This is a genomic window from Streptomyces sp. NPDC002054, from assembly GCF_040296685.1.
Taxonomy (GTDB): domain Bacteria; phylum Actinomycetota; class Actinomycetes; order Streptomycetales; family Streptomycetaceae; genus Streptomyces.
In genome coordinates this window covers 304,359-330,363 of record NZ_JBEOXT010000002.1, presented here as the reverse complement: position 1 = coordinate 330,363, position 26,005 = coordinate 304,359, and the positions used below count along the sequence as shown (strand labels likewise).

The 26,005-nt window shown below is 72.8% G+C and carries 26 protein-coding genes; 15 read left to right on the top strand and 11 right to left on the bottom strand.

Features of this window, described 5'->3' with window-relative positions; genetic code table 11:
- The first annotated feature begins 45 nt into the window (after positions 1-45).
- From ABT123_RS03100 to ABT123_RS03065, 8 genes are all read left to right on the top strand, one after another.
- Complete coding sequence (locus ABT123_RS03100; RefSeq protein ID WP_351308923.1) at positions 46-2,586, top strand: MDR family MFS transporter; 2,541 nt, start codon at positions 46-48, stop codon at positions 2,584-2,586.
- A 185-nt stretch (positions 2,587-2,771) separates the two neighbouring features.
- Positions 2,772-3,611, top strand: coding sequence for a HipA family kinase (locus ABT123_RS03095; RefSeq protein WP_351308920.1), 840 nt, complete (start codon positions 2,772-2,774; stop codon positions 3,609-3,611).
- Entirely contained in the window at positions 3,608-3,991 is a 384-nt protein-coding gene (locus ABT123_RS03090; RefSeq protein WP_351308917.1) for a DUF3037 domain-containing protein, read from the top strand. The genes ABT123_RS03095 and ABT123_RS03090 overlap by 4 nt, the downstream gene beginning before the upstream one ends.
- 453 nt (positions 3,992-4,444) lie before the next feature.
- Positions 4,445-5,206: a 3-oxoacyl-ACP reductase FabG gene (gene fabG / locus ABT123_RS03085; RefSeq protein WP_351308914.1), complete on the top strand. Its 762-nt coding sequence runs from the start codon at positions 4,445-4,447 to the stop codon at positions 5,204-5,206.
- 27 nt (positions 5,207-5,233) lie between these two features.
- Entirely contained in the window at positions 5,234-5,995 is a 762-nt protein-coding gene (locus ABT123_RS03080) for an SDR family oxidoreductase (RefSeq protein ID WP_351308911.1), read from the top strand.
- A gap of 151 nt (positions 5,996-6,146) precedes the next feature.
- Positions 6,147-7,730, top strand: coding sequence for an ABC transporter substrate-binding protein (locus ABT123_RS03075; RefSeq protein WP_351308908.1), 1,584 nt, complete (start codon positions 6,147-6,149; stop codon positions 7,728-7,730).
- Positions 7,731-7,831: 101 nt separating this feature from the next.
- Positions 7,832-8,500, top strand: a complete 669-nt coding sequence (locus tag ABT123_RS03070; RefSeq protein ID WP_351309038.1) for a uracil-DNA glycosylase — start codon at positions 7,832-7,834, stop codon at positions 8,498-8,500.
- 109 nt (positions 8,501-8,609) lie between these two features.
- Positions 8,610-9,125: a hypothetical protein gene (locus ABT123_RS03065; RefSeq protein ID WP_351308905.1), complete on the top strand. Its 516-nt coding sequence runs from the start codon at positions 8,610-8,612 to the stop codon at positions 9,123-9,125.
- A 47-nt stretch (positions 9,126-9,172) separates the two neighbouring features.
- On the opposite strand, the gene ABT123_RS03060 is transcribed toward ABT123_RS03065, so the two are convergent.
- A complete protein-coding gene (locus ABT123_RS03060; protein ID WP_351308902.1) occupies positions 9,173-9,742 on the bottom strand; it encodes a hypothetical protein in 570 nt (189 codons plus the stop codon).
- Between the two features lie 71 nt (positions 9,743-9,813).
- Positions 9,814-10,335 carry a DinB family protein gene (locus ABT123_RS03055; protein ID WP_351308899.1) on the bottom strand — a complete coding sequence of 174 codons (522 nt, stop codon included), beginning with the start codon at positions 10,333-10,335 and terminating at the stop codon, positions 9,814-9,816.
- An 80-nt stretch (positions 10,336-10,415) separates the two neighbouring features.
- Between ABT123_RS03055 and ABT123_RS03050 the strand changes: the two genes are divergently transcribed.
- Entirely contained in the window at positions 10,416-11,324 is a 909-nt protein-coding gene (locus ABT123_RS03050; protein WP_351308897.1) for a Gfo/Idh/MocA family protein, read from the top strand.
- Here the strand turns inward: ABT123_RS03050 and lnt are convergent.
- From lnt to ABT123_RS03025, 5 genes are all read right to left on the bottom strand, one after another.
- Entirely contained in the window at positions 11,266-12,843 is a 1,578-nt protein-coding gene (gene lnt, locus ABT123_RS03045; protein WP_351308895.1) for an apolipoprotein N-acyltransferase, read from the bottom strand. The two genes, ABT123_RS03050 and lnt, sit on opposite strands and share 59 nt — an antisense overlap.
- Before the next feature lie 116 nt (positions 12,844-12,959).
- Positions 12,960-13,427, bottom strand: a complete 468-nt coding sequence (locus tag ABT123_RS03040) for a nuclear transport factor 2 family protein (protein WP_351308892.1) — start codon at positions 13,425-13,427, stop codon at positions 12,960-12,962.
- Positions 13,428-13,497: 70 nt separating this feature from the next.
- Entirely contained in the window at positions 13,498-13,674 is a 177-nt protein-coding gene (locus tag ABT123_RS03035) for a DUF8839 family protein (RefSeq protein ID WP_150210986.1), read from the bottom strand.
- A gap of 116 nt (positions 13,675-13,790) precedes the next feature.
- The gene (locus ABT123_RS03030) at positions 13,791-14,666 is read right to left on the bottom strand and encodes an undecaprenyl-diphosphate phosphatase (protein WP_351308889.1); all 876 of its coding nucleotides are present in this window, start codon (positions 14,664-14,666) and stop codon (positions 13,791-13,793) included.
- A gap of 48 nt (positions 14,667-14,714) precedes the next feature.
- Entirely contained in the window at positions 14,715-15,419 is a 705-nt protein-coding gene (locus ABT123_RS03025) for a TVP38/TMEM64 family protein (protein WP_351308886.1), read from the bottom strand.
- A gap of 85 nt (positions 15,420-15,504) precedes the next feature.
- Between ABT123_RS03025 and ABT123_RS03020 the strand changes: the two genes are divergently transcribed.
- Both ABT123_RS03020 and ABT123_RS03015 read left to right on the top strand, forming a co-directional pair.
- Positions 15,505-16,368: a patatin-like phospholipase family protein gene (locus tag ABT123_RS03020; protein ID WP_351308883.1), complete on the top strand. Its 864-nt coding sequence runs from the start codon at positions 15,505-15,507 to the stop codon at positions 16,366-16,368.
- Between the two features lie 78 nt (positions 16,369-16,446).
- Positions 16,447-17,238 carry a spermidine synthase gene (locus ABT123_RS03015; protein ID WP_351309036.1) on the top strand — a complete coding sequence of 264 codons (792 nt, stop codon included), beginning with the start codon at positions 16,447-16,449 and terminating at the stop codon, positions 17,236-17,238.
- Positions 17,239-17,262: 24 nt separating this feature from the next.
- Here the strand turns inward: ABT123_RS03015 and ABT123_RS03010 are convergent, their stop codons facing one another.
- The gene (locus tag ABT123_RS03010) at positions 17,263-18,594 is read right to left on the bottom strand and encodes an MFS transporter (RefSeq protein WP_351308880.1); all 1,332 of its coding nucleotides are present in this window, start codon (positions 18,592-18,594) and stop codon (positions 17,263-17,265) included.
- Between the two features lie 40 nt (positions 18,595-18,634).
- A complete protein-coding gene (locus ABT123_RS03005) occupies positions 18,635-19,699 on the bottom strand; it encodes a DUF8017 domain-containing protein (protein ID WP_351308877.1) in 1,065 nt (354 codons plus the stop codon).
- 96 nt (positions 19,700-19,795) lie between these two features.
- On the opposite strand from ABT123_RS03005, the gene ABT123_RS03000 reads away from it, so the two are divergent.
- The 3 genes from ABT123_RS03000 (at position 19,796) to ABT123_RS02990 (ending at position 23,676) form a co-directional block, all read left to right on the top strand.
- Positions 19,796-20,251, top strand: a complete 456-nt coding sequence (locus ABT123_RS03000; protein WP_351308874.1) for a DUF4442 domain-containing protein — start codon at positions 19,796-19,798, stop codon at positions 20,249-20,251.
- 104 nt (positions 20,252-20,355) lie between these two features.
- Positions 20,356-22,869 (top strand): beta-glucosidase family protein, encoded by a 2,514-nt coding sequence (locus ABT123_RS02995; protein ID WP_351308871.1) that lies wholly within the window; start codon positions 20,356-20,358, stop codon positions 22,867-22,869.
- Positions 22,870-22,962: 93 nt separating this feature from the next.
- Complete coding sequence (locus ABT123_RS02990) at positions 22,963-23,676, top strand: DedA family protein (RefSeq protein ID WP_351309034.1); 714 nt, start codon at positions 22,963-22,965, stop codon at positions 23,674-23,676.
- A gap of 24 nt (positions 23,677-23,700) precedes the next feature.
- Here ABT123_RS02990 and ABT123_RS02985 read toward each other — a convergent pair whose 3' ends face one another.
- Positions 23,701-24,237, bottom strand: coding sequence for a gamma carbonic anhydrase family protein (locus ABT123_RS02985; RefSeq protein ID WP_351308868.1), 537 nt, complete (start codon positions 24,235-24,237; stop codon positions 23,701-23,703).
- A gap of 118 nt (positions 24,238-24,355) precedes the next feature.
- On the opposite strand from ABT123_RS02985, the gene ABT123_RS02980 reads away from it, so the two are divergent.
- Entirely contained in the window at positions 24,356-25,129 is a 774-nt protein-coding gene (locus tag ABT123_RS02980; protein WP_351308865.1) for an acyltransferase, read from the top strand.
- On the opposite strand, the gene ABT123_RS02975 is transcribed toward ABT123_RS02980, so the two are convergent.
- Positions 25,126-25,992 carry an EamA family transporter gene (locus ABT123_RS02975; protein ID WP_351308862.1) on the bottom strand — a complete coding sequence of 289 codons (867 nt, stop codon included), beginning with the start codon at positions 25,990-25,992 and terminating at the stop codon, positions 25,126-25,128. The genes ABT123_RS02980 and ABT123_RS02975 overlap by 4 nt on opposite strands.
- Positions 25,993-26,005 lie beyond the last annotated feature (13 nt).

Here is a 26,005-nt window from a genome sequence, read left to right as displayed (position 1 = left end):
CTTTATGGCTCCACCGCTGTCGGATAGTTGGTCTATCTTCCTTCCGTGGACGATCTCCTTGCCGAAGACCCGGCTTCCATAGGCCCGTACCGCCTGATCGGCCGGTTGGGCGAGGGCGGAATGGGCCTCGTCTATCTGGGACGCTCAGAGGGCGGACGCACCGTTGCCGTGAAGGTGGTGCAGGCCGAATACGCCGGCCACCCCGAGTTCCGCAGGCGCTTTGCGCGCGAAGTGGCCGCTGCGCGGCGGGTGGGCGGGAGTTGGACGGCCGCCGTGCTCGACGCCGATACCGAGGCCGCCGTGCCTTGGGTGGCGACCCAGTACGTCCCCGGGCCCGACCTGCACTCCGTGGTCGCCCAGGACTTCGGGCCGCTGCCCGAGCACTCGGTCCACACCCTCGCCAACCGCCTCGCCCTCGCCCTGCAGACCGTGCACGAGGCGGGCCTGATCCACCGCGACCTCAAGCCGTCCAACGTGCTCGTCACCGTGGACGGCCCCCGCGTCATCGACTTCGGCATCGCACGGGCGATGGACAGCCTCGCCGGGGACAGCCTGCACACCCGCACCGGCACGCTGATCGGCTCGCCCGGGTTCATGTCCCCGGAACAGGTCCGCGGCCTCGAACTCACCCCCGCCAGCGATGTCTTCTGCCTGGGCGCCGTCCTCGTGTACGCCGCCACCGGGCGCCTCCTGTTCGGCGCCGCGGACACCGGGCTGAGCGCCCACCTCTTCCGGATCGCCGAGGAGGAGGCGGACCTGACCGGCGTACCGGAGACGCTGGTGGAACTCATCGGCGCATGTCTGCACAAGGACCCGGCGAAGCGGCCCACTCCCGAGGAGGTGGCCGCGCGGACGGCAACCGATCAGGCGGCGGAATGGCTGCCGGGCGCGGTGCTGGCCCAACTCGGCCGCCATGCGGGCCGGTTGCTCGACTACGCCCCGGCGGCAGCCGCCGGAACCACGGCGGACCCGCGGATCCGTCCCGTGGCGCCCCAGTCTCAGTCCCAGCCGCCGCTGTCGCCCCCGCCGCCCCCGTACGCCCCGACGGCTCCGGTGCACGCCGTCCCCGGGCAGGGATTCGGACCGCCCCCGGGCCCGCTTCCCGGTGCCTGGTCCGCGCCCCCGCCCCCGCCCGTCTTCCAGGAGCAGGCGCCCCCGCACCCCAGGCGCTGGTGGGGCCTGGTGGTGATCGTCCTGGCGCAGCTGCTGGTGCTGCTCGAAGCAACGACCTTCACCCTGGTGACGCCGATACTCCAGCAGGACCTGAACCTCGCCCCCGACGACATGGACCCGCTGTACCGGGCCCATGTGCTGGCCTTCGGCGGCATGCTGCTGCTCGGCGGCCACATCGCGGACCTGGTGGGGCCCAAACGGACCTTGACCATCGGACTGGTCGGATCCGCAGCGGCGTTCGCGCTCGCCGGCTCAGCCGACGGTGCCGACCTGCTGGTCTGGGCGCGCGTCGCGCAGGGCGTCTTCGGCGCGCTGGTGACCACGTCCGCGCTGTCCCTGGTGGCCAACGGCTTCACCGAACCGAAGGAACGCGGCAGGGCTTTCGGGATCTACGCCGCGACCGTCGGCAGCGGCACGGCACTCGGACTGCTCATGGGCGGCTGGCTGCTCGAGAGCCTGGACTGGCGCTGGTCCCTGTACGCCGGCATCCCCGTCGCCGTGATCGCCGTCATCGGCGCGCTGACCCTGCTGCCCAACCGGCCGGTCGGCCGCACCGGCGCCCGCTTCGACGTACTCGGCGTGCTGCTCGGCACCGGCGGACTCACCGCCCTTGTGTACGGCCTCCACGAGGGCCAGCCGCGCGGCTGGATCGACCCCTTGACCCTGACTCTGATCGTCGGGGGCGTCCTGCTGTTCGCGGGCTTCCTGGGGTGGCAGGCCATCACCTCGAGCCCGCTCCTTCCGCCGTACGTCTTCCGGGACCGCAACCGCCTCGGCTGCCTCATCGCCATGGTCCTGGCGGGCGCGGTCACCCTCACCTTGTTCCCGCTGCTGAGCTTCTATCTGCAGCGCGCCCTCGGCTACCCCCCGGCCAGAATCGGAGTGGCCCTGCTGCCGATGGTTGCCGCACTCGTCATCGGCGCCACCCAGGTCTCCGCCCGCCTGCTGCACCGCACGGCGCCCCGGATCCTGATCGTGGCGGGCCTGGCGATCACGGCACTCGGGCTGGCGCTGCTGACCGGCCTCGAGCCCGGGGGCACGTACGCGGCGCAGGTCCTGCCGGGCATTGTCCTCGTCGGCTTCGGCACCGGTCTGTCCTCCATGCCGATCTACGCCACCGCGACCGCCGGCGTCGCCCCGCAGCACTCCGGCGCGACCTCGGCCACCCTCAATGTGGCCGATCACGTGGGCGCGGCGATCGCCTCGGTGGTGCTCGGCAGCATCGTCACCGCGAACCTGCGCGAGGCGCTGCCCCAGGAGTTCGGCCTGGTGGTGCTGGACGCCTACACCACCGGCCTCTGGTGGGCGGCGGGCGGCCTGTTGCTCGCGTGCCTGATCGTCGGAGTGCTGGTCACGGCCAAGGGCAGCGCCGCGGCATCGCTCGCGCGGCAGGCCGGCGAGCCGGCCCGGTAGGGCGTACCCCCGGCGCCGACTCGAACGCGGCCGGGGAGACCGCCGCCCGATGGGGATTCCGCCATCAGGCGGACTTCAGCCGCGCCTTCCGGCTCTCGTACGCGATGTCTCCCACCGACTTCCGTCGTATGGCCACGGCCACGGTCCGCGCTTCGGATCGTGACGTTCGCGGATAACCTGGGCGGATGTTGTCCGAAGTGATCGCGACCCGCTACGTCACGCCCTTGCGTGAGGGCGGCTCGCTCCCGGGAATCGTCGAGGCCGATGATCTCGGTACCTACGTCATGAAGTTCACCGGAGCCGGTCAGGGGCGCAAGACCCTGGTCGCCGAAGTCATCTGCGGGCGGCTGGCCCAGCGGCTGGGCTTTCGGGTTCCCGAGCTGGTGCAGATCGAGTTGGACCCGGTCATCGGGCTCGGCGAGCCGGACCAGGAGGTGCAGGAACTGCTCAAGGCGAGCGGCGGTTTGAACCTCGGGATGGACTATCTGCCGGGCTCGATCGGCTTCGACCCGCTGGCTTATGTGGTGGACCCGGTGGAGGCGGGCCGGGTGGTCTGGTTCGACGCGCTGATCAACAATGTCGACCGGTCCTGGCGCAATCCCAACATGCTGGTCTGGCACGGCGATCTGTGGCTCATCGACCACGGCGCCACGATGATCTGGCACCACAACTGGCCGGGCGCGCAGGGGGCGGCTGCCAAGCCGTACAACGCCTCCGACCACGCGCTGGCCCCGGTCGGGCCGGACATCGCCGCGGCTGCGGCGGAGCTGGCCCCGCGGGTCACCGAGGAACTGCTGACCGAGGTCGCGGCGGACGTTCCGGACGAGTGGCTGGTCGACGAGCCGGGCTTCGGCTCCACCGACGAGCTGCGGCGGGCGTACGTGGAGGTGCTGCTGGCGCGGGCGGCCACGATCCACGAACGGATCTCCATGGAGGCCGAGGCGAAGGCCCCGTCCCAGCCGCCCGGCTGGCTCGCCGACCGACTGGCCGTACGGCCCCGCGAGAAGAAGAGCGACAGCCGGTGACCAAGCGGGATGTGTTCGAGTACGCGCTGGTGCGGGTGGTGCCGCGGATGGAGCGCGGGGAGTGTTTCAACGCGGGGGTGATCGTCTACTGCCGGGCGCACGGCTTCGTGGCGGCGCGGACGCACCTGGACGAGGCGAAGCTGCTGGCGCTGGACCCGGAGGCCGATGTGACCGGCGTACGGGCCGCCCTGCGGGCGGTCGAGGGGGTCTGCGCGGGCGGGGAGGCCGCGGGCCAGGCCGCGGGGGACGAAGCGGGGCGGCGGTTCCGGTGGCTGATCGCGCCACGGAGCACGGTGGTGCAGCCGGGGCCGGTCCATACGGGGCTGACCGCGGACCCGGCGGCAGAGGTGGACCGCCTCCTGGACCTCCTGGTCCACTGACCCCCGCCCGGCGCCGCCCGGCGCGGGGCCGGGGCCCGCTGCGCGGGGCTGTCCCCTCCCCGCCCCTTCCCGAAACTGGGGCCTGCGGCCCCAGCCCCCGCCCGCGGGGCTGCGCCCCCCACCCCGAGGTGCCTGGGCTTCGCCCGGCACCGACATGCGGGCTGCGCCCTGCCCCCAGGGTGCACGGGCTTCGCCCGGCACCGTGACGCGGGGCTGCGCCCTGCACCCCGCCGGGGTGCACGGGCTTCGCCCGGCACCGACGGGCGCGATGCGCCCCGGGCCCGCCGGGGTGCGCGGATGCGGGCCGGGGCCTGGGGGCCCGGCTCGAACGTGGCGGCGGGAGGCGGATGGCGTTGACAGCGGGGGGTGTGATCCCTAGCGTCTCCTCAGCTGAAGCTACTAAGCGGTTGCTCAGGCCTGGGCGGCCGTATCTCAAGGGCGAGGAGAACCAGCATGTCCACCACCGAGCAGCGCGTCGCCGTCGTCACCGGGGCGGCCCGGGGGATCGGCGCCGCCACCGCCGTGCGGCTGGCCGCCGAGGGCCGGGCCGTGGCGGTACTCGACCTGGACGAGGGGGCCTGCAAGGACACCGTCGAGGCGATCACGGCCGCCGGCGGCACGGCCCTCGCCGTCGGCTGCGACGTGTCCGACGCCGCCCAGGTGGAGGCCGCCGTCGAGCGGATCGCCGCCACCCTCGGCGGCCCGACCGTCCTGGTCAACAATGCCGGCGTGCTCCGCGACAACCTGCTCTTCAAGATGAGCGAGAACGACTGGGACACGGTCATGAACGTGCACCTTCGCGGTGCCTTCCTGATGTCCCGGGCCTGCCAGAAGTACATGGTGGAGGCCAAGTTCGGCCGGATCGTCAACCTGTCCAGCAGCTCCGCGCTGGGCAACCGAGGCCAGGCCAACTACTCCGCCGCCAAGGCCGGCCTGCAGGGCCTCACCAAGACCCTGGCCATCGAGCTCGGCAAGTTCGGCGTCACCGCCAACGCCGTCGCCCCCGGCTTCATCGTCACCGAGATGACCGCCGCGACCGCCGCCCGCGTGGGCATGGGCTTCGAGGACTTCCAGGCCGCCGCCGCCACCCAGATCCCGGTCCAGCGGGTCGGCCGGCCCGAGGACATCGCCAACGCCATCGCCTTCTTCACCGGCGAAGCGGCCGGGTTCGTGTCCGGCCAGGTCATGTACGTGGCCGGCGGCCCGCTCAGCTAGCCCCCAACGCGAGAGAGGGCGTACGTCATGGCGTACCAAGGCAACGACAGTGGCAAGGTTGCGCTGATCACCGGCGCGAGCCGCGGCATCGGCTACGGCATCGCCGAGGCGCTGGTCGCCCGCGGCGACCGGGTCTGCATCACCGGCCGGAACGAGGAGACCCTCAAGGAGGCCGTCGAGCAGCTCGGCGCCGACCGGGTCATCGGGGTCCCCGGCAAGGCGCACGACGAGGCCCACCAGGCCGTCGCCGTCGAGCGCGCGATGGAGGCCTTCGGGCGGGTCGACTTCCTGATCAACAACGCCGGCACCAATCCGGTCTTCGGCCCCATCGCCGACCTGGACCTCGGGGTCGCGCGCAAGGTCTTCGAGACCAATGTGATCTCGGCGCTCGGCTTCGCCCAGCGCACCTGGCACGCGTGGCAGAAGGACAACGGCGGGGCGATCGTGAACATCGCCTCCATCGCCGGGGTCTCCGCCTCGCCGTTCATCGGCGCGTACGGGATGAGCAAGGCCGCCATGGTCAACCTCACCCTCCAGCTTGCGCACGAGATGGCGCCGGGGGTGCGGGTGAACGCGATCGCCCCGGCGGTGGTCAAGACGAAGTTCGCGCAGGCGCTCTACGAGGGCCGGGAGGCCGAGGCGGCAGCCGCCTATCCGCTCGGCCGGCTCGGCGTTCCGGCCGATATCGGCGGGGCCGCCGCATTCCTCACCTCGGCACAAGCGGAATGGATCACAGGTCAGACACTTGTTGTTGATGGGGGAATGTTTCTTAATGCCGGCGTTCACTAACCGATAATCGGACGGATTTGGCCCCCATAGGGTGGCAAATGTGTCCCGAATGTGTACGGAACCGGTCAAGTACCCCACGGAACCTGCCCATTGGATTCGTGGGGTACTGCGGTAGGGTCTGCCGCACCCAGCCTGATCGAGGAGCGTGCACGTGTTCAACCGGACCAGATGCCTGCAGATCACTGCGGCCCTTGCGTCCATATCCCTGGTTGCCGGCTGCGGGCTGATCTCGGGCGACGGGGGAGAGGACGGCAAGAGGATTGTCGTCGGCACGACGAGCGCGCCCAGCACGCTCGATCCGGCGGCGGCCTGGGACGGCTCGTGGGAGCTGTACCGGAACGTCTACCAGACCCTACTGGCATTCCCCACCGGCAGCCTCAAGCCGCAGCCGGACGCAGCACAGAGCTGCGAATTCACCGACTCCGTCAACGAGTCCTACCGCTGCACGCTCCGCAAGGGCCTCAAGTTCTCCAACGGCGAGCCGCTGGACTCCAAGGCGGTCAAGCACTCCTTCGACCGGATCCGGACGATCAATTCCAAGGTCGGCCCGAAGGACCTGTTCGGCAGCCTGGACAAGATCGAGACCCCGGACGCGCAGACGGTCGTCTTCCACCTGAAGGCCTCAGACGCGACCTTCCCCTACGTGCTCGGCTCCCCGGCCGCCTCCCTCGTGGCGCCCAAGGACTACCCGGCCGACAAGCTCCGCGAGGACGGGAAGATCACCGGCTCCGGGCCGTACGTCCTGGACGAGTACGTGGAGAAGGAGAAGGCGGAGCTCACCGGCTACGCCGACTACCAGGGCTTCGCACAGCGCCGGAACGACGGAGTCACCATCCGGTACTTCGACGACTCCGGAAAGATGGTGGCCTCCCTCAAGGACAAGAAGATCGACGCCACCTACCGCGGTCTGACCGCCGACGAGATCAAGGGACTGCAGAGCCCGCAGTCGCGCGATCTCGGCATCCAGGTGGTCGCCAACGTCGGGGCCGAGATCCGCTACCTGGTCTTCAACCCCAAGGACCCCGTCGTCCGCCAGCTGCCGGTGCGCCAGGCCATCGCCCAGGTCGTCGACCGCGGCACGCTGATCTCCGAGGTCTACCAGGGCACCGCCGAGCCGCTGTACTCGATGGTTCCCAAGGGCGTGCTGGGCCACAAGACGCCGTTCTTCGACAAGTTCGCCCACCCCGACGTCCCCAAGGCCAAGAAGCTCCTGAAGGAGGCCGGCATCCAGACCCCGGTCGACCTGAGCTTCTTCTACACCACCGACCGCTACGGCTCCTCCACCGAGGCGGAGTTCAAGGAGCTCAAGCGGCAGCTGGAGGACAGCGGCCTGTTCCGGGTCGCCCTCGAGGGCAAGCCCTGGAAGGAGTTCCAGGCCGGCTACAAGAACGGCCAGTACCCCGTCTTCGGGCGCGGCTGGTTCCCCGACTTCCCGGACCCGGACAACTTCATCGCGCCGTTCGTCGGCAAGGAGAACGCCGTCGGTACGCCGTACGAGCCCCCGGCGATCCTCAACGACCTGCTGCCCAAGTCCCGCCGCTCCGGCGACCGCTCGGCCGTCAGCAGCCAGTTCGAGGAAGCGCAGAAGATCTTCGCCGACGACGTGCGGCTGCTGCCGCTCTGGCAGGGCAAGCTCTACGTGGCCTCCGGCGAGGACATCGCGGGCACCGAGCGGGCGCTCGACCCGCAGACCGCCATGCAGATGTGGGAGCTGTACCGCAAGACCAGCTGGTAACGGGCGGTCGGCCGGACGCAGGTTCGGGCAGTGTCAGTGGTGGCGGGTAAGTTCTCCGATCAGTTGCAGAACGATTGTCGGAGGTTGTCGACGTGACCGAGATGCTGCCCGAATCCTGGCTGCCCGTACTGGGCGAGGAACTGGACAAGCCCTACTTCAAGGAGCTCACCGAGTTCGTCGAGCTGGAGCGGGCCCAGGGGCCGGTCTACCCGCCGCGCGAGGAGGTCTTCGCCGCGCTGGAGGCCACGCCGTACGACCGGGTCAAGGTGCTGGTGCTCGGCCAGGACCCGTACCACGGCGCCGGCCAGGGCCACGGCCTGTGCTTCTCGGTCCGCCCCGGGGTGAAGACCCCGCCCTCGCTGCGCAACATCTACAAGGAGATGCAGGCCGAGCTGGGCACCCCCATCCCCGACAACGGCTATCTGATGCCGTGGGCCCAGCAGGGCGTGCTGCTGCTCAACGCGGTGCTCACGGTCCGCGAGGCCGAGCCCAACTCGCACAAGGGCAAGGGCTGGGAGAAGTTCACCGACGCGGTGATCCGCGCGGTGGCCGAGCGGCCCGACCCCGCCGTGTTCGTGCTGTGGGGCGCCTACGCCCAGAAGAAGCTGCCGCTGATCGACGAGACCCGGCACGTGGTCGTCAAGGGCGCCCACCCCTCGCCGCTCTCGGCGAAGAAGTTCTTCGGCTCCCGGCCCTTCACCCAGATCAACGAGGCGGTGGCCGCGCAGGGCCACGAGGCGATCGACTGGCGGATCCCCGACCTCGGCTGAGGCTGACGCCCGATCGCGCGCCCGCGCCTCGGCGGCTTTGTCAGTGCCTCCGGCTAGCGTCGTGACGATCAGACCGGACCGGTCTGACGGGACGAAGCCGGAGGCCGCCTTGACGGAGCAGCAGGAGGCGTCGGAAGACGCCGTCATGACCAGGATCGGCCAGGCGATCATGCTGCTGCACGCGGGAGACCGCGAGGAGGCCCGCAACCGTCTCGGAGAGATCTGGGCGGAGATCGGCGAGGAGGGCGACCCCCTCCACCGCTGCACGCTGGCGCACTACATGGCCGATGCGCAGGACGACCCCGCCGACGAACTCTCCTGGGACCTGAGGGCCCTGACGGCCGCCGACGGGCTGGGGGACGAGCGGCTCGCCCGGCACGAGCCCGATGTGGCGGTACGGGCCTTCTACCCGTCCCTGCACCTCAATCTGGCCGCCGACTACGTCAAGCTGCAGCGGCCGGAGGCGGCCCGGATCCACCTGGCCCGGGCCCGCGCGGCCACCACCGCGCTCGCCGACGACGGGTACGGGAACGGGATCCGCGCGGCCATCGCCCGGCTGGAGCTCCAGCTGGCCGAGGAGCCGGGCCCGGACCCCCGCCCGGGCCCCTTCCCGGGCCAGCAATAGGAGACGCGGAGCGGGGGAGACGGGGAGGGGACGCGGGGGCGGGGCGGTCAGCCGTCGTGGACGCCCGCGCAGATACGGGCCTCCGGGCTGTCCGGTTGCCAGCTGCCGTGTTTGCGCCCCAGCGCACACACATCGGACGGCCGCACCGGCAGGCGCTTCATCAGCTCCCGCTCCACCTTCCGGGCCTCCCGCCGGTTCCGCTTCCTGTCGGCCTCGCTCTCGCCCTTGCCCTCGCTCCGCCCGGGCGCCGACCCGGCCGGGGCCGGCGGCTCCGGGATGTCCAGAACCGGCGGCGGCAGTTCCACGTGGGCCGGGGCCGTCCCCTGCGGGGCGCTCCCCGCGGGCGGGGCATCGGCCCGCGGGGCCGGGGCGGCCGGCGCCGCCGCGTCCTCCGCCACCGGATCCGGCGCGGTCCGCAACGCCTCCAGGGCCGGCGCCTGCACCTCCACCGGCGCGGCCCCCCGGCCGCTCCGCGTCTCGTGCTGCGGCGGCACCCCCGCCGCGGGGGCCACCGCGGGCCGCACCGCGGCCGGGTTCACATGCACGCAGCCGGAGACGGCCGATACGGCACAGGCCACTCCGAGCAGCAGGGTTGTCGTGGTTCGGGTTGGATGCACTCGCGCAACTCTGCTCTGCGCGGACCCGGTTGCGAAAATCCTGAGCCGATATTCACCCCGCATGAGTGACGCTACTCGCCGGTTGCCCCGTCTATCTGCTCGCGCAGCAGGTCCGCGTGGCCGTTGTGGCGGGCGTACTCCTCGATCATGTGGGTGTAGATCCAGCGGAGGTTGATCCGCTCCTTGCGGCGCGGGTGCTCGACCTCCGACAGCGCGTCCAGCGAGCGGCCCGCCACCGCCGCCCGGGCCTCCTCGATCTCCGACCGCCACCGCCGTTCGGCCTCCGCCCAGGTGTCCTCGGGGCCGAAGTGGAAGTCGCCGTCCACGTCTTCGGGCGTGGAGTACAGCTCGGGCAGGTCAAGGCCCAGCGTGATCTCCCGGAACCACCACTGCTCCACCAACGTCATGTGCCGCACCAGGCCCAGCAGGGTCAGTTCGGAGGGCGGCAGGGCGGCCCGCCGGAGCTGCTCCTCGTCCAGTCCACGGCACTTCAGGGCGAGGGTGGCCCGGTGGTAGTCCAGCCAGCCCTCCAACATCTCCCGCTCGCCTGCGGTGGTGGACGGCTCGGTACGCTCGTGTTCAGAAGAGATCATGGGCGTCATCCTCGGCGAATCCACCCTCCCGCACCAGGGATTAAGCTGCCGGCAACGAGCAGCAACGAGGAGGACCCCCGGTGAAGGTCGCATGCATCGGACTCGGCGACATCGCGCAGAAGGCGTACCTGCCGGTCCTCACGGCCCGCCCGGGTGTCGAACTGCACCTCCAGACCCGCAATCCCGCCGTCCTGACGGAACTCGGCGACCGGTACGCCGTCCCGGCCGCCCGCCGCCACGGCAGCCTCGACTCCCTGCTCGCCGCAGGTCCCGACGCCGCCTTCGTGCACGCCGCCACCCCGGCCCACCCGGAGATCGTGACCAGGCTGCTGGAAGCGGGCATCGCCACCTACGTGGACAAACCGCTCGCCTACGCCTACGAAGACTCCCGGCGGCTGGTCGAACTCGCCGAGGAACGCGGGGTGTCCCTCGCGGTCGGCTTCAACCGGCGGTACGCCCCCGGCTACGCGCAGTGCGCCGACCACCCGCGCGACCTGATCGTCATGCAGAAGAACCGGGTCGGGCTGCCCGAGGACCCGCGCACGCTGGTGCTGGACGACTTCATCCACGTGGTGGACACCCTCCGCTTCCTGCTGCCCGGCGAGGCCGACCACATCGACGTCCGGGCCCGGATCCGGGACGGCCTGATGCACCACGTGGTGCTCCAGATGTCCGGTGACGGCTTCACCGCCCTCGGCATCATGAACCGGCTCTCCGGCTCCACCGAGGAGATCCTGGAGGTCTCCGGCCAGGACACCAAGCGCCAGGTGGTCAACCTCGCGGAGATCATCGACCACCGGGGCCAGCCCACCGTCCGGCGGCGCGGCGACTGGGTGCCGGTGGCCCGCCAGCGCGGGATCGAGCAGGTGGTGGACGCCTTCCTGGAGGCCGTCGCCGCGGGCCGGCCGCTGAGCGCCCGGGACGCCCTGCTCACTCACGAGCTGTGCGAGCGGGTGGTTCTGTCGGCGCTGGAGCAGGATCCGTCATAAGCCGTGCCGTCAGCCGTGACCGGATCCTCCCGGCGGCCAGGACCAGGCCGTACCCGGCGAGGGCGGTCAGGGCGACGGCCACCGGCCAGTCCCCGAAGCGCAGGTAGAGCGTGCTGCCCCGGGCCAGCGGTACGGCGTACACCTCGGCCGTGCTCGCCGAGACCGGCACCGGCCGGCCCAGACGCTCCCCGGACGGGCCGTGCACGGCGCTGATGCCGGTCAGGGTGGCGTGCACCATCGGGCGGCCGGTCTCGGCGGCCCGCAGCGCGGCCAGCGAGGCGTGCTGGGCCGGAGCCCAGCTGTCCTGGAAGGTGGAGGTCGCCGACTGGGCGACCAGCAGGGCGGCCCCGTCCCGGGCCAGCCGCCGGCCCATGTCGGGGAAGGCCGACTCGAAGCAGACCAGCGGACCGACCGCCACCCCGGGCCGGCCCGGCAGCGCCATCAGCACCGGGGCGGTGCCCCGCCGGCGGTCCTCGCCGGCGGCCTTGCCCACCGAGGTGACCCAGCCGAGCGCGGTCCGCGCCGGCACGTACTCGCCGAACGGCACCAGCCGCATCTTGTCGTAGCGGGGGCCGGTGGGGCCGTCCGGGCCCACGAGCACCGAGGACTTGTAGATCCCGGGCCGATCCGCCGCCCGGGCGTCCACGTTCACCAGCACCGGAGCCCCCACCTCAGCCGACAGGGCCGCCAGCCGCCGGGCCAGGTCCGGCCGGGCCGCCAGGTCCGCCCCGACACTGCTCTCGCCCCACACCACCAGATCGAGCCGCTGCCCGGCCAGGCCCCGGGTCAGCCGCTCCCCGGCGTCGAAGCGCCGCTCCACACTGTCCACGCCGTTCACCACCCCGGGCTGGACCACCGCCACCCGCAGCCCGCCCGAGATCTCCGGCCGGGGGGCCCACAGCCACACCGTCCCGGTCAGCAGGGCGCAGCCCGTCAGCCCGGCCAGGGCGGGCACCCGGGCGGCGGGCACCGCCAGCAGCAGCACCAGCGCACAGTTCACCGCAACCACCAGCAGGCTCACCAGCCACACCCCGCCCACCGAGGCCAGCCGCAGCGCGGCCGGCACCTGCCACTGGCTGGCCCCCAGCAGCCCCCACGGCCCGCCCAGCCCCTCCCAGGACCGGGCCAGCTCGGAGAGGAGCCAGCCGGCCGGTACGAGCACCAGCGCAGCCGCCACCCGGCCCGCCCCCGGGCTCCCGCCGAGCAGCGTCCGCACCAGCAGGGCCCAGGGGATCCACAGCAGCCCCAGCAGCGCGGCCAGCGGCAGCAGGAACACATGGAGGCTCGGCAGCAGCCAGTGGTGCACCGCAAGGATGAACCCGGCCCCGCCCAGCCACCCCTCCAGCGCGGCCCGCCGCCCGCTCGACGCGCCCCGCAGCAGCAGCATCCACGGCACCAGGGCCACGTACGCGAACCACCACAGGGCAGGCGCGGGAAAGGCGAGCGCAGGCAGAGCCCCGGCCGGCACCGCAGCCGCGGCCCGCCACCACCGGGACCGGCCCGGCCGGTCGGTCAGCATGAGGCGCCTCCCCCTCCAGTGTGGACCGGACGGTCCGGGTCGGCCGGGGCTGTACGGCCGGTCAGGTCAGCCGGACACATCTGCCGGTCAGGTCGGCCGGAGCCGTCTCAGCCGGCTCAGCCGGACAGGTGGCGCCACTTCTCCTGCACCGTGACCGACGACAGCCGCCAGCCCTCGGGGGTCCGGGTGAGGCCGAAGGTGTACCGCCCGGCGGCCACGAAGTTCGGGGCCGTGACGCTGCCGTCCTCCGCCTCGCCCGCCAGCCGCATCGGGTTGACGAAATCGGCGCGCACCTCGGCCCGGTCGCCCGGCGAACCGCCCAGGTCCTCCAGCGTCACCCGACGGTTGACGATCAGGTGCTGGCGGACCGGGAACAGCTTCATCGTTTCCGCCAGCCAGTCCGCGACCTCCGCGGCGGCGCCCTCGATCCCGCCGGCCGAGCGGTAGTCGGCCCGCCCACCGGGCACGAACAGGGCCTTGTACGCCGCCCAGTCGCCGTCGTCCACGGCAACCGCGTACCCGGTGATCACCTCGTCCACGGCCAGCCGGTCCATTACGGTCGCCAGGTCCACACGCTGCGTCATCGGGACAGTGTGGATCAGCCGGGCACGGACGCCAAGGGGTGCGGCGGAGCCAGGACGCCCCCGAGCCGGTTCAGTGGCCGGATCGGGCGTCGCGCTGCCGCACGACGACCAGGAAGGCATCGGTGGCCAGATCCATCACCACCTCCGCCGGCACCCCCTCCCGCATCCGCTCCGCCGCATACTCCTCGGCCGGCCAGCTCCCCCTCGGACTCCCCGCCGGAAATCGCTCCAGCACCACACGCCCCATCGGACACCCCCTGCACGTCACCTGTCGTTCGTATGTCTGCCTTCTTCGGGAACAACGACGCAGGGCCCTCCCGGGAACGTTCCCGGGAGGGCCCTGCGCTGCGGAATACCCGCGGGTCAGTGGCCGGACTCGCCCGCATGGGGGCTCAGCGTGTCCGTGCCGACCAGCACGAACAGGGCGATGCCCAGCAGAATCCGGTAGATCACGAAGGGCATGAAGCTCTTCGTGGTGATGAACTTCATGAACCATGCGATGACGGCGTAGCCGACCACGAAGGCGATCACCGTGGCGAAAATGGTCGGCCCCCAGGAGACGTGGCCCCCCTCACCCGCGTCCTTCAACTCGTAGGCCCCGGAGGCCAGCACCGCCGGGATCGCCAGCAGGAAGGAGTAACGGGCCGCCGCCTCACGGGTGTAGCCCATCAGCAGACCGCCGGAGATGGTCGCGCCCGACCGGGAGACACCCGGGATCAGCGCCATCGCCTGGCAGACACCGAAGATCAGACCGTCCTTCACACCCAGGTCCTTGAGCGTCTTGCGCTCCCGGATCGCCCGGTGCCGACCGCCGATCTCGTCGCGGGCCGCCAGCCGGTCGGCGATGCCCAGCACGATGCCCATCACGATCAAGGTGGTGGCGATCAGCCGCAGATCACGGAACGGACCCTCGATCTGGTCCTTGAGCGTCACGCCCAGCACACCAATCGGGATCGAGCCGACGATCACCAACCAGCCCATCTGTGCGTCGTGATCGGAGCGCATCGCCTTGTTCGTCAGCGATCGGAACCAGGCGGAGATGATCCGCATGATGTCCTTGCGGAAGTAGATGAGCACCGCCGTCTCGGTGCCGATCTGCGTGATGGCGGTGAAGGCCGCACCCGGGTCCTCCCAGCCGGCGAACGCCGCGGTCAGCCGCAGGTGGGCGCTGGAAGAGATCGGGAGGAACTCCGTAAGCCCCTGGACGAGACCGAGGATTAGGGATTCGAACCAGCTCATGTCGGGGTGCGCTCGTCCTTGTGATCGTTGGGCAGGATGGGTCCGATGCTAGGGCCCGTTGGTTGCCCCGTTGACCACTGGGGTGGCCTGGGCGGAAATTCCGCCCGTCAGCCGGTGCCGCTTGCGCCACGCCACCGCACTTGCGAGCAGCCCCGATACGGCGATGAAGCCGAACGAGGCCAGAAAAGCGGGGGAGGTCGGGGAGGAGGCGTTGCCGCCCGCGATCACATAGGCCGCGGTGTTGGGCACCGTACCGATTGCCGTCGCCACCAGGAACGGCAGCCAGCCGCACCGGGAGACCGCGGCGCAGTAGTTGGCCGCCGCGAAGGGCACCCCGGGGAAGATCCGCACCGCCAGCATCGACCGGAATCCGTGCCGGCTCAGCTGTCCGTCCGCCGCCTGCAGCCAGCGACCGCGCACCAGCGGCCGGAGGGCGTCCTGTCCCATGATCCGGCCCAGCCCGAAGGCCAGCCCGGCCCCGAGCACGGTCCCGCCGACCGCCGCCACCAGCCCGAACTGCGCGCCGAAGACCGCACCCGCACCCAGGTTCAGCAGTGGCCGGGGCACGAACGCCGCCGTGCACAGTCCGTACCCGCCGGCGAAGAGCAGCACCGCCGTGCCCACCGGGAGCCCCGGCGGCCAGCCCTCGGACAGCAGCCGCTGGGGCTCGAACAGCAGCACGCACACGCCCGCCGCCGCCAGCAGCAGGACGAGCAGCGACAGCCTGATCCACGGCGCGAGGAGGAGGGACATCCGGGGAGACTAACCGACGCATGCGGCACTGCGCCGTAATCTGGACCTCATCCGGTCGAACGACCGGCCACGACGGGGGGCGGACATGGCGGTGACGGGCGACGGAACCGCACTGGTGCTGGGCGGCGGCGGGCTGACCGGCATCGGCTGGGAATGCGGCATCCTGCACGGCCTGGCCGAGGCCGGGGTGGACCTCTTCGACGCCGACCTCGTCGTCGGCACCTCCGCCGGCTCCGTGGTCGGCGCACAGCTCACCTCCGGGCTGCTCGACCCCCGGGAACTGTACGAACGCCAGCTCGTCGACCCCGCCCGGGAGGTCGCGGCCCGGTTCGGCACCGGCACCCTGGCCCGCTACGCCCTGGCGATGCTGCGCTCCCGCAGCGCCACCGCCTACCGGCAGCGGGTCGGCGCGCTCGCCCTCGCGGCGGATCCGGCGGACACCGGCGAGGAAGCGGACCGGCGCGGCGTGCTCGCCGCCCGGCTGCGCTCGCACACCTGGCCGCAGCGGAAACTGCTGATCAGCGCGGTGGACGCGGTCACCGGCGAGCTCAAGGCCTTCGACCGGGACAGCGGGGCCGGACTGGTCGACGCGGTCACCGCGAGCTGCGCCGTACCGCTGGTGTGGCCGGCCGTGACCATCGACGGGCGCCGCTACATCGACGGCGGCATCCGGTCCTCCGCCAATGCGGACCTCGCGGCGGGCCACCGCCGGGTGGTGATCCTGGCACCGATGACCCTGGGCACCCGGCTGGCCCCCTCGGCCCGGGCACAGGCGGCCGAGCTGCGGAAGGCCGGCGCGGAGGTGGTGGTGATCCACCCCTCGGACGAGGCCCGCAGGGCCTTCGGCCGCAATGTGCTGGACCCGGCGCGGCGGGCCCCCGCGGCCCGGGCCGGCCTGGCCCAGGCCGCTGCGCACGCGGACGAGGTGGCCCGGGTCTGGCGGGCCTGACCCACCGCCCACAATGGTGCGGTGAGCGACGAGCAGATCCCGGTGATCCGGGACGTGGGGCAGGGCACCGCCAAGCTGATGCCGGACGTGGACCGGGACCGGGCGTGGCTGCTGACCGTGGACGGGGCCCCGCAGTCGTATGTGGACCTCGACGATCCGGAGCACCTGGAGTTCGAGTACGTACGGCGCCTCGCGCACGTCCTGGACTGCGCGGCGGAGCCGGGCGCGCCGCTGGACCTGGTGCACCTGGGCGGCGGCGCACTGACCCTGCCGCGCTATGCCGCGGCGACCCGGCCCGGTTCCCGCCAGCAGGTGGTCGAGTTCGACGCGGGGCTGCTGGAGCTGGTCGCGGAGCACCTGCCGGTGCCTGAGGACGCGGGGGTGGCCCTGCACGCCGCCGATGCCCGGGCGTGGCTGGAGGGGGCGCCCGCGGGCGGAGCGGACGTGCTGATCGCCGATGTGTTCGGCGGCTCGCGGGTGCCGGCCCAGCTGACCTCGGTGGAGTACGCGCGGGAGGCGGCGCGGGTGCTGCGGCCGGGCGGGCTGTACGCGGCGAACCTCGCGGACGGGGCGCCCTTCGCCTTCCTGCGGGCCCAGCTGGCCAATTTCCGTTCGGTGTTCGCGGAGCTGGCGCTGATCGCGGAACCGTCGGTGCTGCGGGGGCGGCGGTTCGGGAACGCGGTGCTGCTGGCCTCGGACGCGGAGATTCCGGTTGCGGCCCTGTCCCGCCGGTGCGCGGCGGATGCGTTTCCCGCCCGGGTGGTGGCGGGCCCGGCCCTGGCGAAGCTCATCGGCTCCGCGGTCCCGGTGCCCGACCGCGATGCGGTGGCCTCACCACCCCCGCCGGCCGGCGCGTTCTCCCTGAGCTGACCACCGCAGCCGGCCAGGCCCCGGTCAGCGGGTGATGTGATCGGCAGCCGGAGCGCCCGGGACGGCCGGCGGGGTCGGGGTGGGCAGTGGCACGGTGGCCTTCGGGCCGGCGGGGCGGCGGGTCAGGTTTCGGACGTCCGGGACCAGGAGGACCAGCGCCGTGACCACGACGATCAGAGCGGAACAGCCCCACAGCGCCTCGGTCCGCCCGAATGCCGACTCGGCCGGCCCGGCCAGCGCGGTGGCCAGCGGCAGCATCGACACCGAGCCGAACCAGTCGTAGGCGGAGACCCGGGAGAACTTGTCCTCGGGGATCTCCTGGTGCATCGTCCCCATCCAGTTGACGCCGAAGACCTCGACCGCCGTGCCGCTGGCGAACATCACCACGCACAGGCCCCAGGCGGGCAGCGGGACGGCCAGCCCCGCCGCGGGCAGCGCCATCGGGAACACCCACAGGGTGGCGACCAGCAGCATTCGGCGCGGCTTCCACACCATCATCAGCACGGCCCCGGCGATGGTGCCGACACCGAAGAAGGCCAGGGCGATGCCCCAGGGCGCGGGTCCGCCCAGCTGTTCCCGGGCGACCAGCGGGCCGTATACCGACTCGGCGGCGCCGATCACGCCCACCACCACCGAGAACTGGAGCACGATGCTCCACAGCCAGGGGCGGGTCCGGAACTCCACCCAGCCCTCGCGGAGGTCGGACAGCAGTCCGCCGCCCGGTTCCCGGGCGGTGGTGCGGCTGACGTCCAGGAAGGCGCGCAGCAGGCCCGCGACGGCAAAGGCGGCGGCATCGACCGCGAGCACCCAGCCCGGCCCCATCGCGGCGATCATCGCCCCGCCGAGTGCCGCGCCGCCGATGCCCGCGCCGTTCACGGCCATCCGGTACAGGGCGAAGGGCCGGTTGGTGTTCTCGCCGAAGACGGTGGACAGCAGCATGCCCTCGGCGGCCGGGTTGAAGAAGGCCTGGCCGGTGCCGCAGAGCGCGGTGAGGACCATCATCTGCCACAGCCGGGGCTCGCCGAGCAGCACCAGCGCCGCGAACGCGCCCTGGGAGACACAGTTGAGGGCGTTGGCCGCGACCATCACGTGATGGCGCGGCAGCCGGTCGGCGAGGGCGCCGCCGACCAGCAGGAACAGCACGAGGGGGAGCGTACGGGCGGCAGCGACCAGGCCCACGTCCCGGCCCGAGCCGCCGGCCTCCAGCACGGCGAAGGCCGTGGCGATCAGCGCGCCGTGCGCGCCGAGGTTGGTGATGACCGCGGAGGCCGTGAGCAGGCGGTAGTTGCGGCCGGCCCATTCCGGGCTCCGGCGGGGTGTCCGGGGGTGGTGGGGAGAGGCGTTGCGAGAGCTCACCCCCGGACTATCCCCGGCCGGAGCCGTTCTGCCAAACCGTTTATCCGGTCGTCAGCCGGAGCGAGCTGAGAACCTTCTCCGCCACGTCCTGCTGGTACTCGTCCTTGACGCCGGCCGCGCCGTACATCACCCAGCTGGCGAAGTCACCGCTGGCCGTCTTGAAGCCGAAGCCGATGCCCTTGCCGTCCGTGGCGCACTTGTGGGGCTTCTTCACGCCGGTGGCCGTGGCGGTCACCATGTGGCCCTTGAGGCCGGACTTGGTGGTGTACTCCACCGGCTTGGTGATTTTGGTGGTGCCCTTCGGCTCCTTCTGCGCATAGCCGGCCCACACCCAGCTGCCGGTGTTCTGGTACGCGGCATCGCCGGTGTCCTTCGCACCGTTGGCGCCCTTCACGCCGGTGCCGGCCAGGGACCACTCCTCGGTGTCGCCGTCCTTGTCCTCGTCGACCGTGCACCACTCTTCCTTCAGGTACGCGGGCGCCGACATGCTGATGACCGGCATGCCGTCCTTCTTGATCTCGTCCGTGATGCCCGAGGAGACGCCGGAACCCAGCACCTTCCACTCCTGCGGGACGTCGAAGGCCACGCCGTACTTCGTGTTGACGACCACCTTCCAGCCGGGGATGACCGGCTGGATCGCCCCGCCCGCGCGCGGGTTGTCGGCGGGCTTCGTGGCCGGTGCCGAGCTCGCGGGCGTGCTCGCCGGGGCGGACGCGGAGTTCTGCGGCGTGCTGCCGCCGGCGTCGTCGGTCTTGTCGTCGTCCCGGGTCAGTACGAAGGCGCCGGTGACGGCTGCCGCCACGACCACCGCGGAGGCCGCGACGATGGCCACGGTCTTCGTCGAGTTGGACGATCCGGAGCCGCCGCCCTGCGGGGGCAGCGGGGGCTGGGCCGGCTGCGGGCCCCAGGGCTGCGGGGCGGGCGGCGGCTGCTGGCCGTAGCCCTGTTGCGGGTAGCCGTAGCCCGGCTGTTGCGGCTGTCCGTACGCCGGCTGCTGCTGGTACGGGTTCGGCTGCCCGGGCTGCTGCTGGTACGGGTTCTGGTGGGGGGCGGGGTCGTTGGGGTGCTGCTCGCCCCCGGGCTGCTGCTGCTGTCCTGGCCACATGGCCGGTAACGATAGTGGGAGGGGCCAGACGGGGCCACGTCCACCCCTCCCCGGGGTCTGGCCAAGAGCTTCTACTCGCGGGTAACATCCGATTCCATGAGCGCAGATCAGATGAACATGGGCGAACTGCTCGCCGCGACGGTGCCGATGGTCCGCACCCTGAACCTCGAATGCGTGGAGACCACGCCGGAGCGCGCGGTCTTCCGCCTCCCGGACCAGCCCGACTACCACAACCACATCCAGGGCCCGCACGCCGGAGCCATGTTCACCCTGGCCGAGTCGGCGAGCGGCGCGATCGTCCTCGCCGCCTTCCAGGAGCAGCTCGGCAAGGCCGTCCCGCTCGCCGTCAGCGCCTCCATCGGCTACAAGAAGGTCGCCAAGGGCCCGGTCACCGCGACCGCCACCCTCGGCCGCCCGGCCGCCGAGGTCATCGCCGAACTCGACGCCGGCGGCCGTCCCGAGTTCCCGGTGGCCATCACCATCCAGCGCGACTCCGACGAGGCCGTGACCGGTGAGATGACCGTCGTCTGGACCCTGCGTCCCAACAGCTGAACGGGCCGCCCCCGGCCGCGCGTCTGACCGGGGGAGCAGGCCGGCGGGCGCACAGTGGGCGGGGCGGTCCGGAGCGGGCCGTTCCGCCGCCGCAGGGAGCGCCCATGAGCGAGGCCGTGTCCAGACGATCCGCCCTGCGGCTGCTCGGAGCGGCCGGCGCCGCCCTGGGGGCCGCCGGGGCCGGCGGCTGCGTGGCCACCGTGCCCCCCGGCACCGGACCCGGCTCCGCCACCAGCCCGCCCCCGGAAGGCGGCGGCCCGCCCGGCGCACCCCGCCCGGCCCGGGCCGCCCGGGTCGACGCCCTGCTGGAGCGGCTCACCCTGGAGGAGAAGACCGCCCTGCTGCACGGCCGGCCGGACCCCGCCTCCCTCGGCCAGGCCGGCTACCTGCCCGGCGTACCCCGGCTGGGCATTCCGCCGCTGCGGCTCGCCGAGGGCACCGCCGGCGTACGAGTGGCCGGACCGGCCACCGCCCTGCCCGCACCCGTCCTCCTCGCCTCCGCCTTCGATCCGGAACTCGCCCGCGAGTACGGGCGGGTCCTCGGCCGCGAAGGCCGGGCGCTGGGCCAGGACATCCTGCTCGGGCCGAACGCCAACCTGATCCGCACCCCGTACGCCGGCCGGAACGCCCAGCGCTTCGCCGAGGACCCGCGGCTGACCGCCGACCTGGTCGCCCAGGTGATCCGCGGCATCCAGGACGAGGGCCTCATCGCCACCGTCCGCCACTTCGCCCTCCGCAACCAGGAACAGGGCCGCGGCACCGTCGACGTGAGCATCGGCGAGCAGGCCCTGCACGAGACCGAACTGCGCGGCTTCGAAGCCGCCGTGGCCGCGGGCGCCGGAGCGGTGATGGCCGCCGACCACAAGGTCAACGGAGTCCACGCCGGCGAGAGCCGGCCGCTGCTCGAAGAACTGCTGCGCGCCCGCTGGCGGTTCGACGGCTGGGTGATGTCCGACTGGAACGCCACCCGCAGCACCGTCGCCGCCATCACCGCCGGCCTCGACATGGAAATGCCCGGCGGCACCCACTTCGGCGAACCGCTGCGGCAGGCGGTGCGCGGCGGCTCGGTGTCCGAACCCGCCGTCGACCAGGCCGTCCGCCGGATCCTCGGCACCCTGGACCGGTTCGGCCTGCTCGACGGGCGGGCACCCCGCCGGCCCCCGCGGGACCCGGTGGCCGGCGCCCGGACCGCCCGCCGGATCGCCACCGCCGGGGCGGTCCTGCTGCGCAACGAAGGCGGCACCCTGCCGCTGACCGGCGCCGCCGCCCGGTCGATCGCCGTCATCGGCCCCATCGGCGCCGGTACGTCCGGGGCGGCCGGCGTGCCCGGGGTGCGCGGCCGGGTGACCGCACCGCTGACCGCCATCAAGAAGCGGGCCGGCCGGACCGCCACCGTCCGCTACGCCCTCGGCGAGGACGTCCACGGCCGGCCGCTGCCCGCCGGGCTGCTCACCCCGGCGGTCGACCTCGACGACCGGCGGATCGACGCGGGCCGCAGCTGGAGCTGGACGGGCACCTTCACCCTGCCCGCCGACGACGAGTGGACCCTGCTGGTCCACTACTCCGGCCAGCGGCCCGACGTACGACTCGACGGCGCGGAGCTGTTCCCCGGACCCGCCCAACCCGGCGCCGGCGGACTGCTGGGCACCGCCCCGGACGGGCTCACCGTGCGCCGCCACACCCTCGCCCTCAAGGCCGGCCCGCACCGGCTCGCCGTCACCGCCCGGGGCGGAGCGGGCGGCCGGCGGTTCCGGCTGCGCCACACCACGAAGGCCACCCGGGCCGCCGACCTCGCCGAGGCGGTGCGGGCCGCCAAGGCGTCCCGCAGCGTGGTGCTCTTCGCCCACGAGGATGCCGCCGAGGGCACCGACCGCGCCGGCCTCGGCCTGCCCGGCGGGCAGCCGCAGCTGATCGAGGCGGTGGCGGCGGCCAATCCGCGGACCACGGTGGTGCTCCACACCTCCTCCGCCACCACCATGCCCTGGCTGGCGGGGACCGGAGCGGTGCTGCAGATGTACCACCCCGGCCAGGAGGGCGCCGGAGCCACCGCCGATCTGCTCTTCGGCGATGCCGAGCCGGGCGGCCGGCTCACCCAGACCTTCCCGGCGGACGAGCGCGCCCACCCGGCCGGCGGCGATCCGCTGCGCTATCCGGGGGTGGGCGGGCGTGAGGAGTACACCGAGGGCATCCAGGTCGGCCACCGCTGGTACGACGTGCAGCGGGTGGCCCCGCTGTTCCCGTTCGGGCACGGCCTGTCGTACACCACCTGGCAGTACGAGCAGCCCGCGGTCCGGCCCGAGGGCGGCGGCCTGCGGGTGGAGTTCACCGTCCGCAACACCGGCCGCCGCAGGGGCACCGAGGTGGCCCAGGTGTACCTCGGGCCCTCGCCCGATCTGAAGCTCGCCCAGGCCGTCCGCGCGCTGGCCGGCTACCGGCGGCTCACCCTCGCCCCCGGCGAGGCGCGGCGGGTCACCGTCGACATCGACCGGCGCACCCTGTCCTCCTGGGACCCGGGCAGACACGCCTGGGTGCTGGGGACCGGCCGGCGGGAGGTGTTCGTGGGGCGGTCCTCCCGGGAACTGCCGCTGCGGACAAAGACGGTGGTCCGGAGCCGGTAGGCTGCCCGGTCGGGTGCGTCGCAGGGGACGCGCCGGGGCCCGCCGCGGGGACGGCGTGGGCCTGACGCGGGCATGATCTGGGAGGACGTACCGGTGCACATCCAGGAATGGCTGGAAACCGTTCCGGCGGTGGTGATCTATCTCCTGGTGGGACTGGTCATCGGACTGGAGAGCCTGGGCATCCCGCTGCCGGGCGAGATCATCCTGGTGAGCTCGGCCCTGCTGGCCTCGCAGCACGGCGAGATCGACCCGCTGGTGCTGGGCATCTGTGCCACCACCGGTGCGATCGTCGGCGACTCGATCGGCTATGCGATCGGACGGCGGGGCGGCAAGCCGCTGCTGGAGCGGCTGGGGAAGCGGTTCCCCAAGCACTTCGGCGAGCAGAACATCGCGATGGCGGAGCGGTCCTTCCAGAAGTGGGGCATGTGGGCCGTCTTCTTCGGCCGGTTCGTGGCCCTGCTGCGGATCTTCGCCGGTCCGCTGGCGGGCGTGCTGCACATGCCGTACTGGAAGTTCCTGATCGCCAATGTCTTCGGCGGCATCCTGTGGGCGGGCGGCACCACGGCCGTCATCTACTACGTCGGCATCGTCGCCGAGGCCTGGCTGAAGCGGTTCTCCTGGCTGGGGCTGGTGCTGGCGGTGCTCGTCGGAGCGACCTCGATGCTGGTGCTGAAGCGGCGGGCGGCCAAGGGCGCGGCTGCGGCGGAGGCCGAGGCCAAGGCCGCAGCCGGCGGCGCGGTGCCGGAGCAGCCCGCCGCCGCGGCCGAGCCGGCCCTGGCCGCCCGGGCCAAGGCCGACCGGGCCTGACGGCTGGGTCCTTCAGGCCTGGGCTCAGCCCACCGAGGCGCGGTGCTGCTTCGCCAGCTCCCGGTACATCGCCGCGTTCAGGCGGATGCCCTCCCGCTCCTCCTCGGTGAGCTCGCGCCGGACCTTCGCCGGCACCCCGGCCACCAGCGAGCCGGGCGGGACCACCATGCCCTGCGGGACCAGGGCCTGGGCCGCCACCAGCGAACCCGCACCGATCACCGCACCGTTGAGGACGGTGGCGCCCATGCCGATCAGGCAGTCGTCCTCCACCGTGCAGCCGTGCACCACCGCGTTGTGGCCGATCGACACCCGCTCACCGATGGAGACCGGGAAGCCGGGGTCCACGTGGAGGGTGCAGTTGTCCTGGACATTGCTGTCCGCGCCGAGCGAGATCGGACCGCAGTCCGCCCGCAGCACCGCCGAGTACCAGATGCTCGTACCGGCGGCCAGCGTGACATCGCCGATCACCACCGAGGTGGGCGCGGTGAAGGCCTCGGCGTCGATCTGCGGGCTCTTCCCGCCCACGCCCGCGACCAGTGCCCCATCCGACTGATACGCCATGTGTGGTCTCTTCTCCTCTTGTGTACCGGTTGCCGCGCTGCCAGCACCGTAGACGATGGGGTGAAGATCACAGGATCCCGGTCCGGCCCTCCGCGGCGCGGCGCATTACCGTGGCCGGGTGCCGAAGAACAGAAACACGTTCTCATCCCTGGCGGACTGGCGCCGCCGGGCCGCCAGCCGCGCCGTCCACGCCGGGTGGCGCTGGATGCAGCGGGCCGGCGCGGTCACCGCGCAGACCCCCGGCGGACACCGGTTCGGTGCGATCGGCAGCGGCACCCGGCTTGCCTTCCCGCAGGGCACCGTCTTCGGCGCACCCTGGATCCGGCTCGGCGAGCACTGCATCATCGGCGAGCAGGTCACCCTCACCGCCGGCATGATGCCCGACCTCGACCTCGGCCCGGACCCGATGCTGGTCCTCGGCAACGGCGTGGTGCTCGGCCGCGGCAGCCATGTCATCGCCGACGCACCGATCTCCATCGGCAACGACACCTTCTGCGGTCCCGGGGTGTACATCACCTCCACCAACCACAGCTACGACGACCCGCACGAGCCGGTCGGCCGGCAGTGGCCGCGCAGCGCCCCGGTGGAGATCGGCCCCGGCTGCTGGCTCGGCACCGGAGCGGTGATCCTGCCCGGGGCCCGGCTCGGCCGCAACGTGGTGGTGGCCGCGGGGGCCGTCGTACGGGGCGAGGTGCCCGACCACGCCGTGGTGGCGGGCGCGCCCGCGCGGATCGTACGCCGCTGGGAGCCCGACACCGGCTGGCAGCCACCCCTGCGCACCCCGGCCCCGGTCCCCATCCCGGCCGGAGTCACCCCGGCACAGCTCCGCGCCCTGGCCAACCTCGACCTCGACCACCCGGCCGACGCAGGGCCCGTCCCGGACCGGACCTAGCCGGCCGCCAGGAGTACGGTGCCCGCCAGGGCGAGGCCCGCGCCGGCCGCCTGGACCGTGCGCAGGCGCTCCTTCAGCAGGGCGAACGCGGCCAGCGCCGTGACCACCGGATACAGCGAGGAGAGCACGGCGGCCACGGTCACCGGGCCGTTCTGCGCGGCGATCGAGTACGTGCCGTTGGCCGCGACATCGGCCAGACCCACGAAGGCCAGGGCCGGCACCAGCCGCCAGAGCGCCTTCGCGCCCGTCCCCTCCGGCAGCACCGGCCGGCCGCGCCGGGCCTGCACCCACAGCGCGGTCCCGCCCGCCGCCACATTGGTGACCCGCTGCACGAACAGCGCCAGGAACAGCCCCGTCACCGTGGCGGACGCCTCCGCGATCAGCGCCATCACCGCGCCGAAACCGAACGCGGCGACCAGCGTCAGGACGATCGCCTGCCGCTGCACCGGGGCACCGCGCAGCTCGGGGCCGCCCGCCAGCACGATGCCGGCCACCGCCACCGCGATCCCGGCGACCTGACCGAGCCCCGGCCGCTCACCGATCGCCAGCCCCACCCCGACCGGCACCACCACGCCGAGCGAGCCCAGCGGGGACACCACCCCCATCGGGCCCATCGCCAGGGCCTTGTAGAAGCTGAGCATGGCGACCGGCCCGACCAGGCCGGCGGCCACCGCGAACCACAGCTGCGGGCCGGCCTCCCGCCAGGCCCCGGTGCCCAGGACGACCGCACCCAGCACCACCACGGCGATCACCTGGGAGGCCATCACCACCGTGAGCGCGGGCAGCCGCCGGGTGAGGAGGCCGCCGCCGAAGTCGGCGAACCCCCAGAGCACGGCGGTGGCCAGGGCGAACAGGGCGGTCATGGCAGGACCTCGC

What these genes read in the sequence shown, in the direction of transcription:
- ABT123_RS03015 (WP_351309036.1), top strand. Translation starts at nt 16,447, where the DNA reads ATGCCGGACGTGGACCGGGACCGGGCGTGGCTGCTGACCGTGGACGGG.
- ABT123_RS03005 (WP_351308877.1), bottom strand. Translation starts at nt 19,699, where the DNA reads ATGTGGCCAGGACAGCAGCAGCAGCCCGGGGGCGAGCAGCACCCCAAC.
- ABT123_RS03055 (WP_351308899.1), bottom strand. Translation starts at nt 10,335, where the DNA reads ATGATCTCTTCTGAACACGAGCGTACCGAGCCGTCCACCACCGCAGGC.
- fabG (WP_351308914.1), top strand. Translation starts at nt 4,445, where the DNA reads ATGTCCACCACCGAGCAGCGCGTCGCCGTCGTCACCGGGGCGGCCCGG.
- ABT123_RS02985 (WP_351308868.1), bottom strand. Translation starts at nt 24,237, where the DNA reads ATGGCGTATCAGTCGGATGGGGCACTGGTCGCGGGCGTGGGCGGGAAG.
- ABT123_RS03035 (WP_150210986.1), bottom strand. Translation starts at nt 13,674, where the DNA reads ATGGGGCGTGTGGTGCTGGAGCGATTTCCGGCGGGGAGTCCGAGGGGG.
- ABT123_RS03040 (WP_351308892.1), bottom strand. Translation starts at nt 13,427, where the DNA reads ATGACGCAGCGTGTGGACCTGGCGACCGTAATGGACCGGCTGGCCGTG.
- ABT123_RS02995 (WP_351308871.1), top strand. Translation starts at nt 20,356, where the DNA reads ATGAGCGAGGCCGTGTCCAGACGATCCGCCCTGCGGCTGCTCGGAGCG.
- ABT123_RS02975 (WP_351308862.1), bottom strand. Translation starts at nt 25,992, where the DNA reads ATGACCGCCCTGTTCGCCCTGGCCACCGCCGTGCTCTGGGGGTTCGCC.
- ABT123_RS03030 (WP_351308889.1), bottom strand. Translation starts at nt 14,666, where the DNA reads ATGAGCTGGTTCGAATCCCTAATCCTCGGTCTCGTCCAGGGGCTTACG.
- ABT123_RS03020 (WP_351308883.1), top strand. Translation starts at nt 15,505, where the DNA reads ATGGCGGTGACGGGCGACGGAACCGCACTGGTGCTGGGCGGCGGCGGG.
- ABT123_RS03070 (WP_351309038.1), top strand. Translation starts at nt 7,832, where the DNA reads ATGCTGCCCGAATCCTGGCTGCCCGTACTGGGCGAGGAACTGGACAAG.
- ABT123_RS03000 (WP_351308874.1), top strand. Translation starts at nt 19,796, where the DNA reads ATGAGCGCAGATCAGATGAACATGGGCGAACTGCTCGCCGCGACGGTG.
- lnt (WP_351308895.1), bottom strand. Translation starts at nt 12,843, where the DNA reads ATGCTGACCGACCGGCCGGGCCGGTCCCGGTGGTGGCGGGCCGCGGCT.
- ABT123_RS03095 (WP_351308920.1), top strand. Translation starts at nt 2,772, where the DNA reads ATGTTGTCCGAAGTGATCGCGACCCGCTACGTCACGCCCTTGCGTGAG.
- ABT123_RS03080 (WP_351308911.1), top strand. Translation starts at nt 5,234, where the DNA reads ATGGCGTACCAAGGCAACGACAGTGGCAAGGTTGCGCTGATCACCGGC.
- ABT123_RS03025 (WP_351308886.1), bottom strand. Translation starts at nt 15,419, where the DNA reads ATGTCCCTCCTCCTCGCGCCGTGGATCAGGCTGTCGCTGCTCGTCCTG.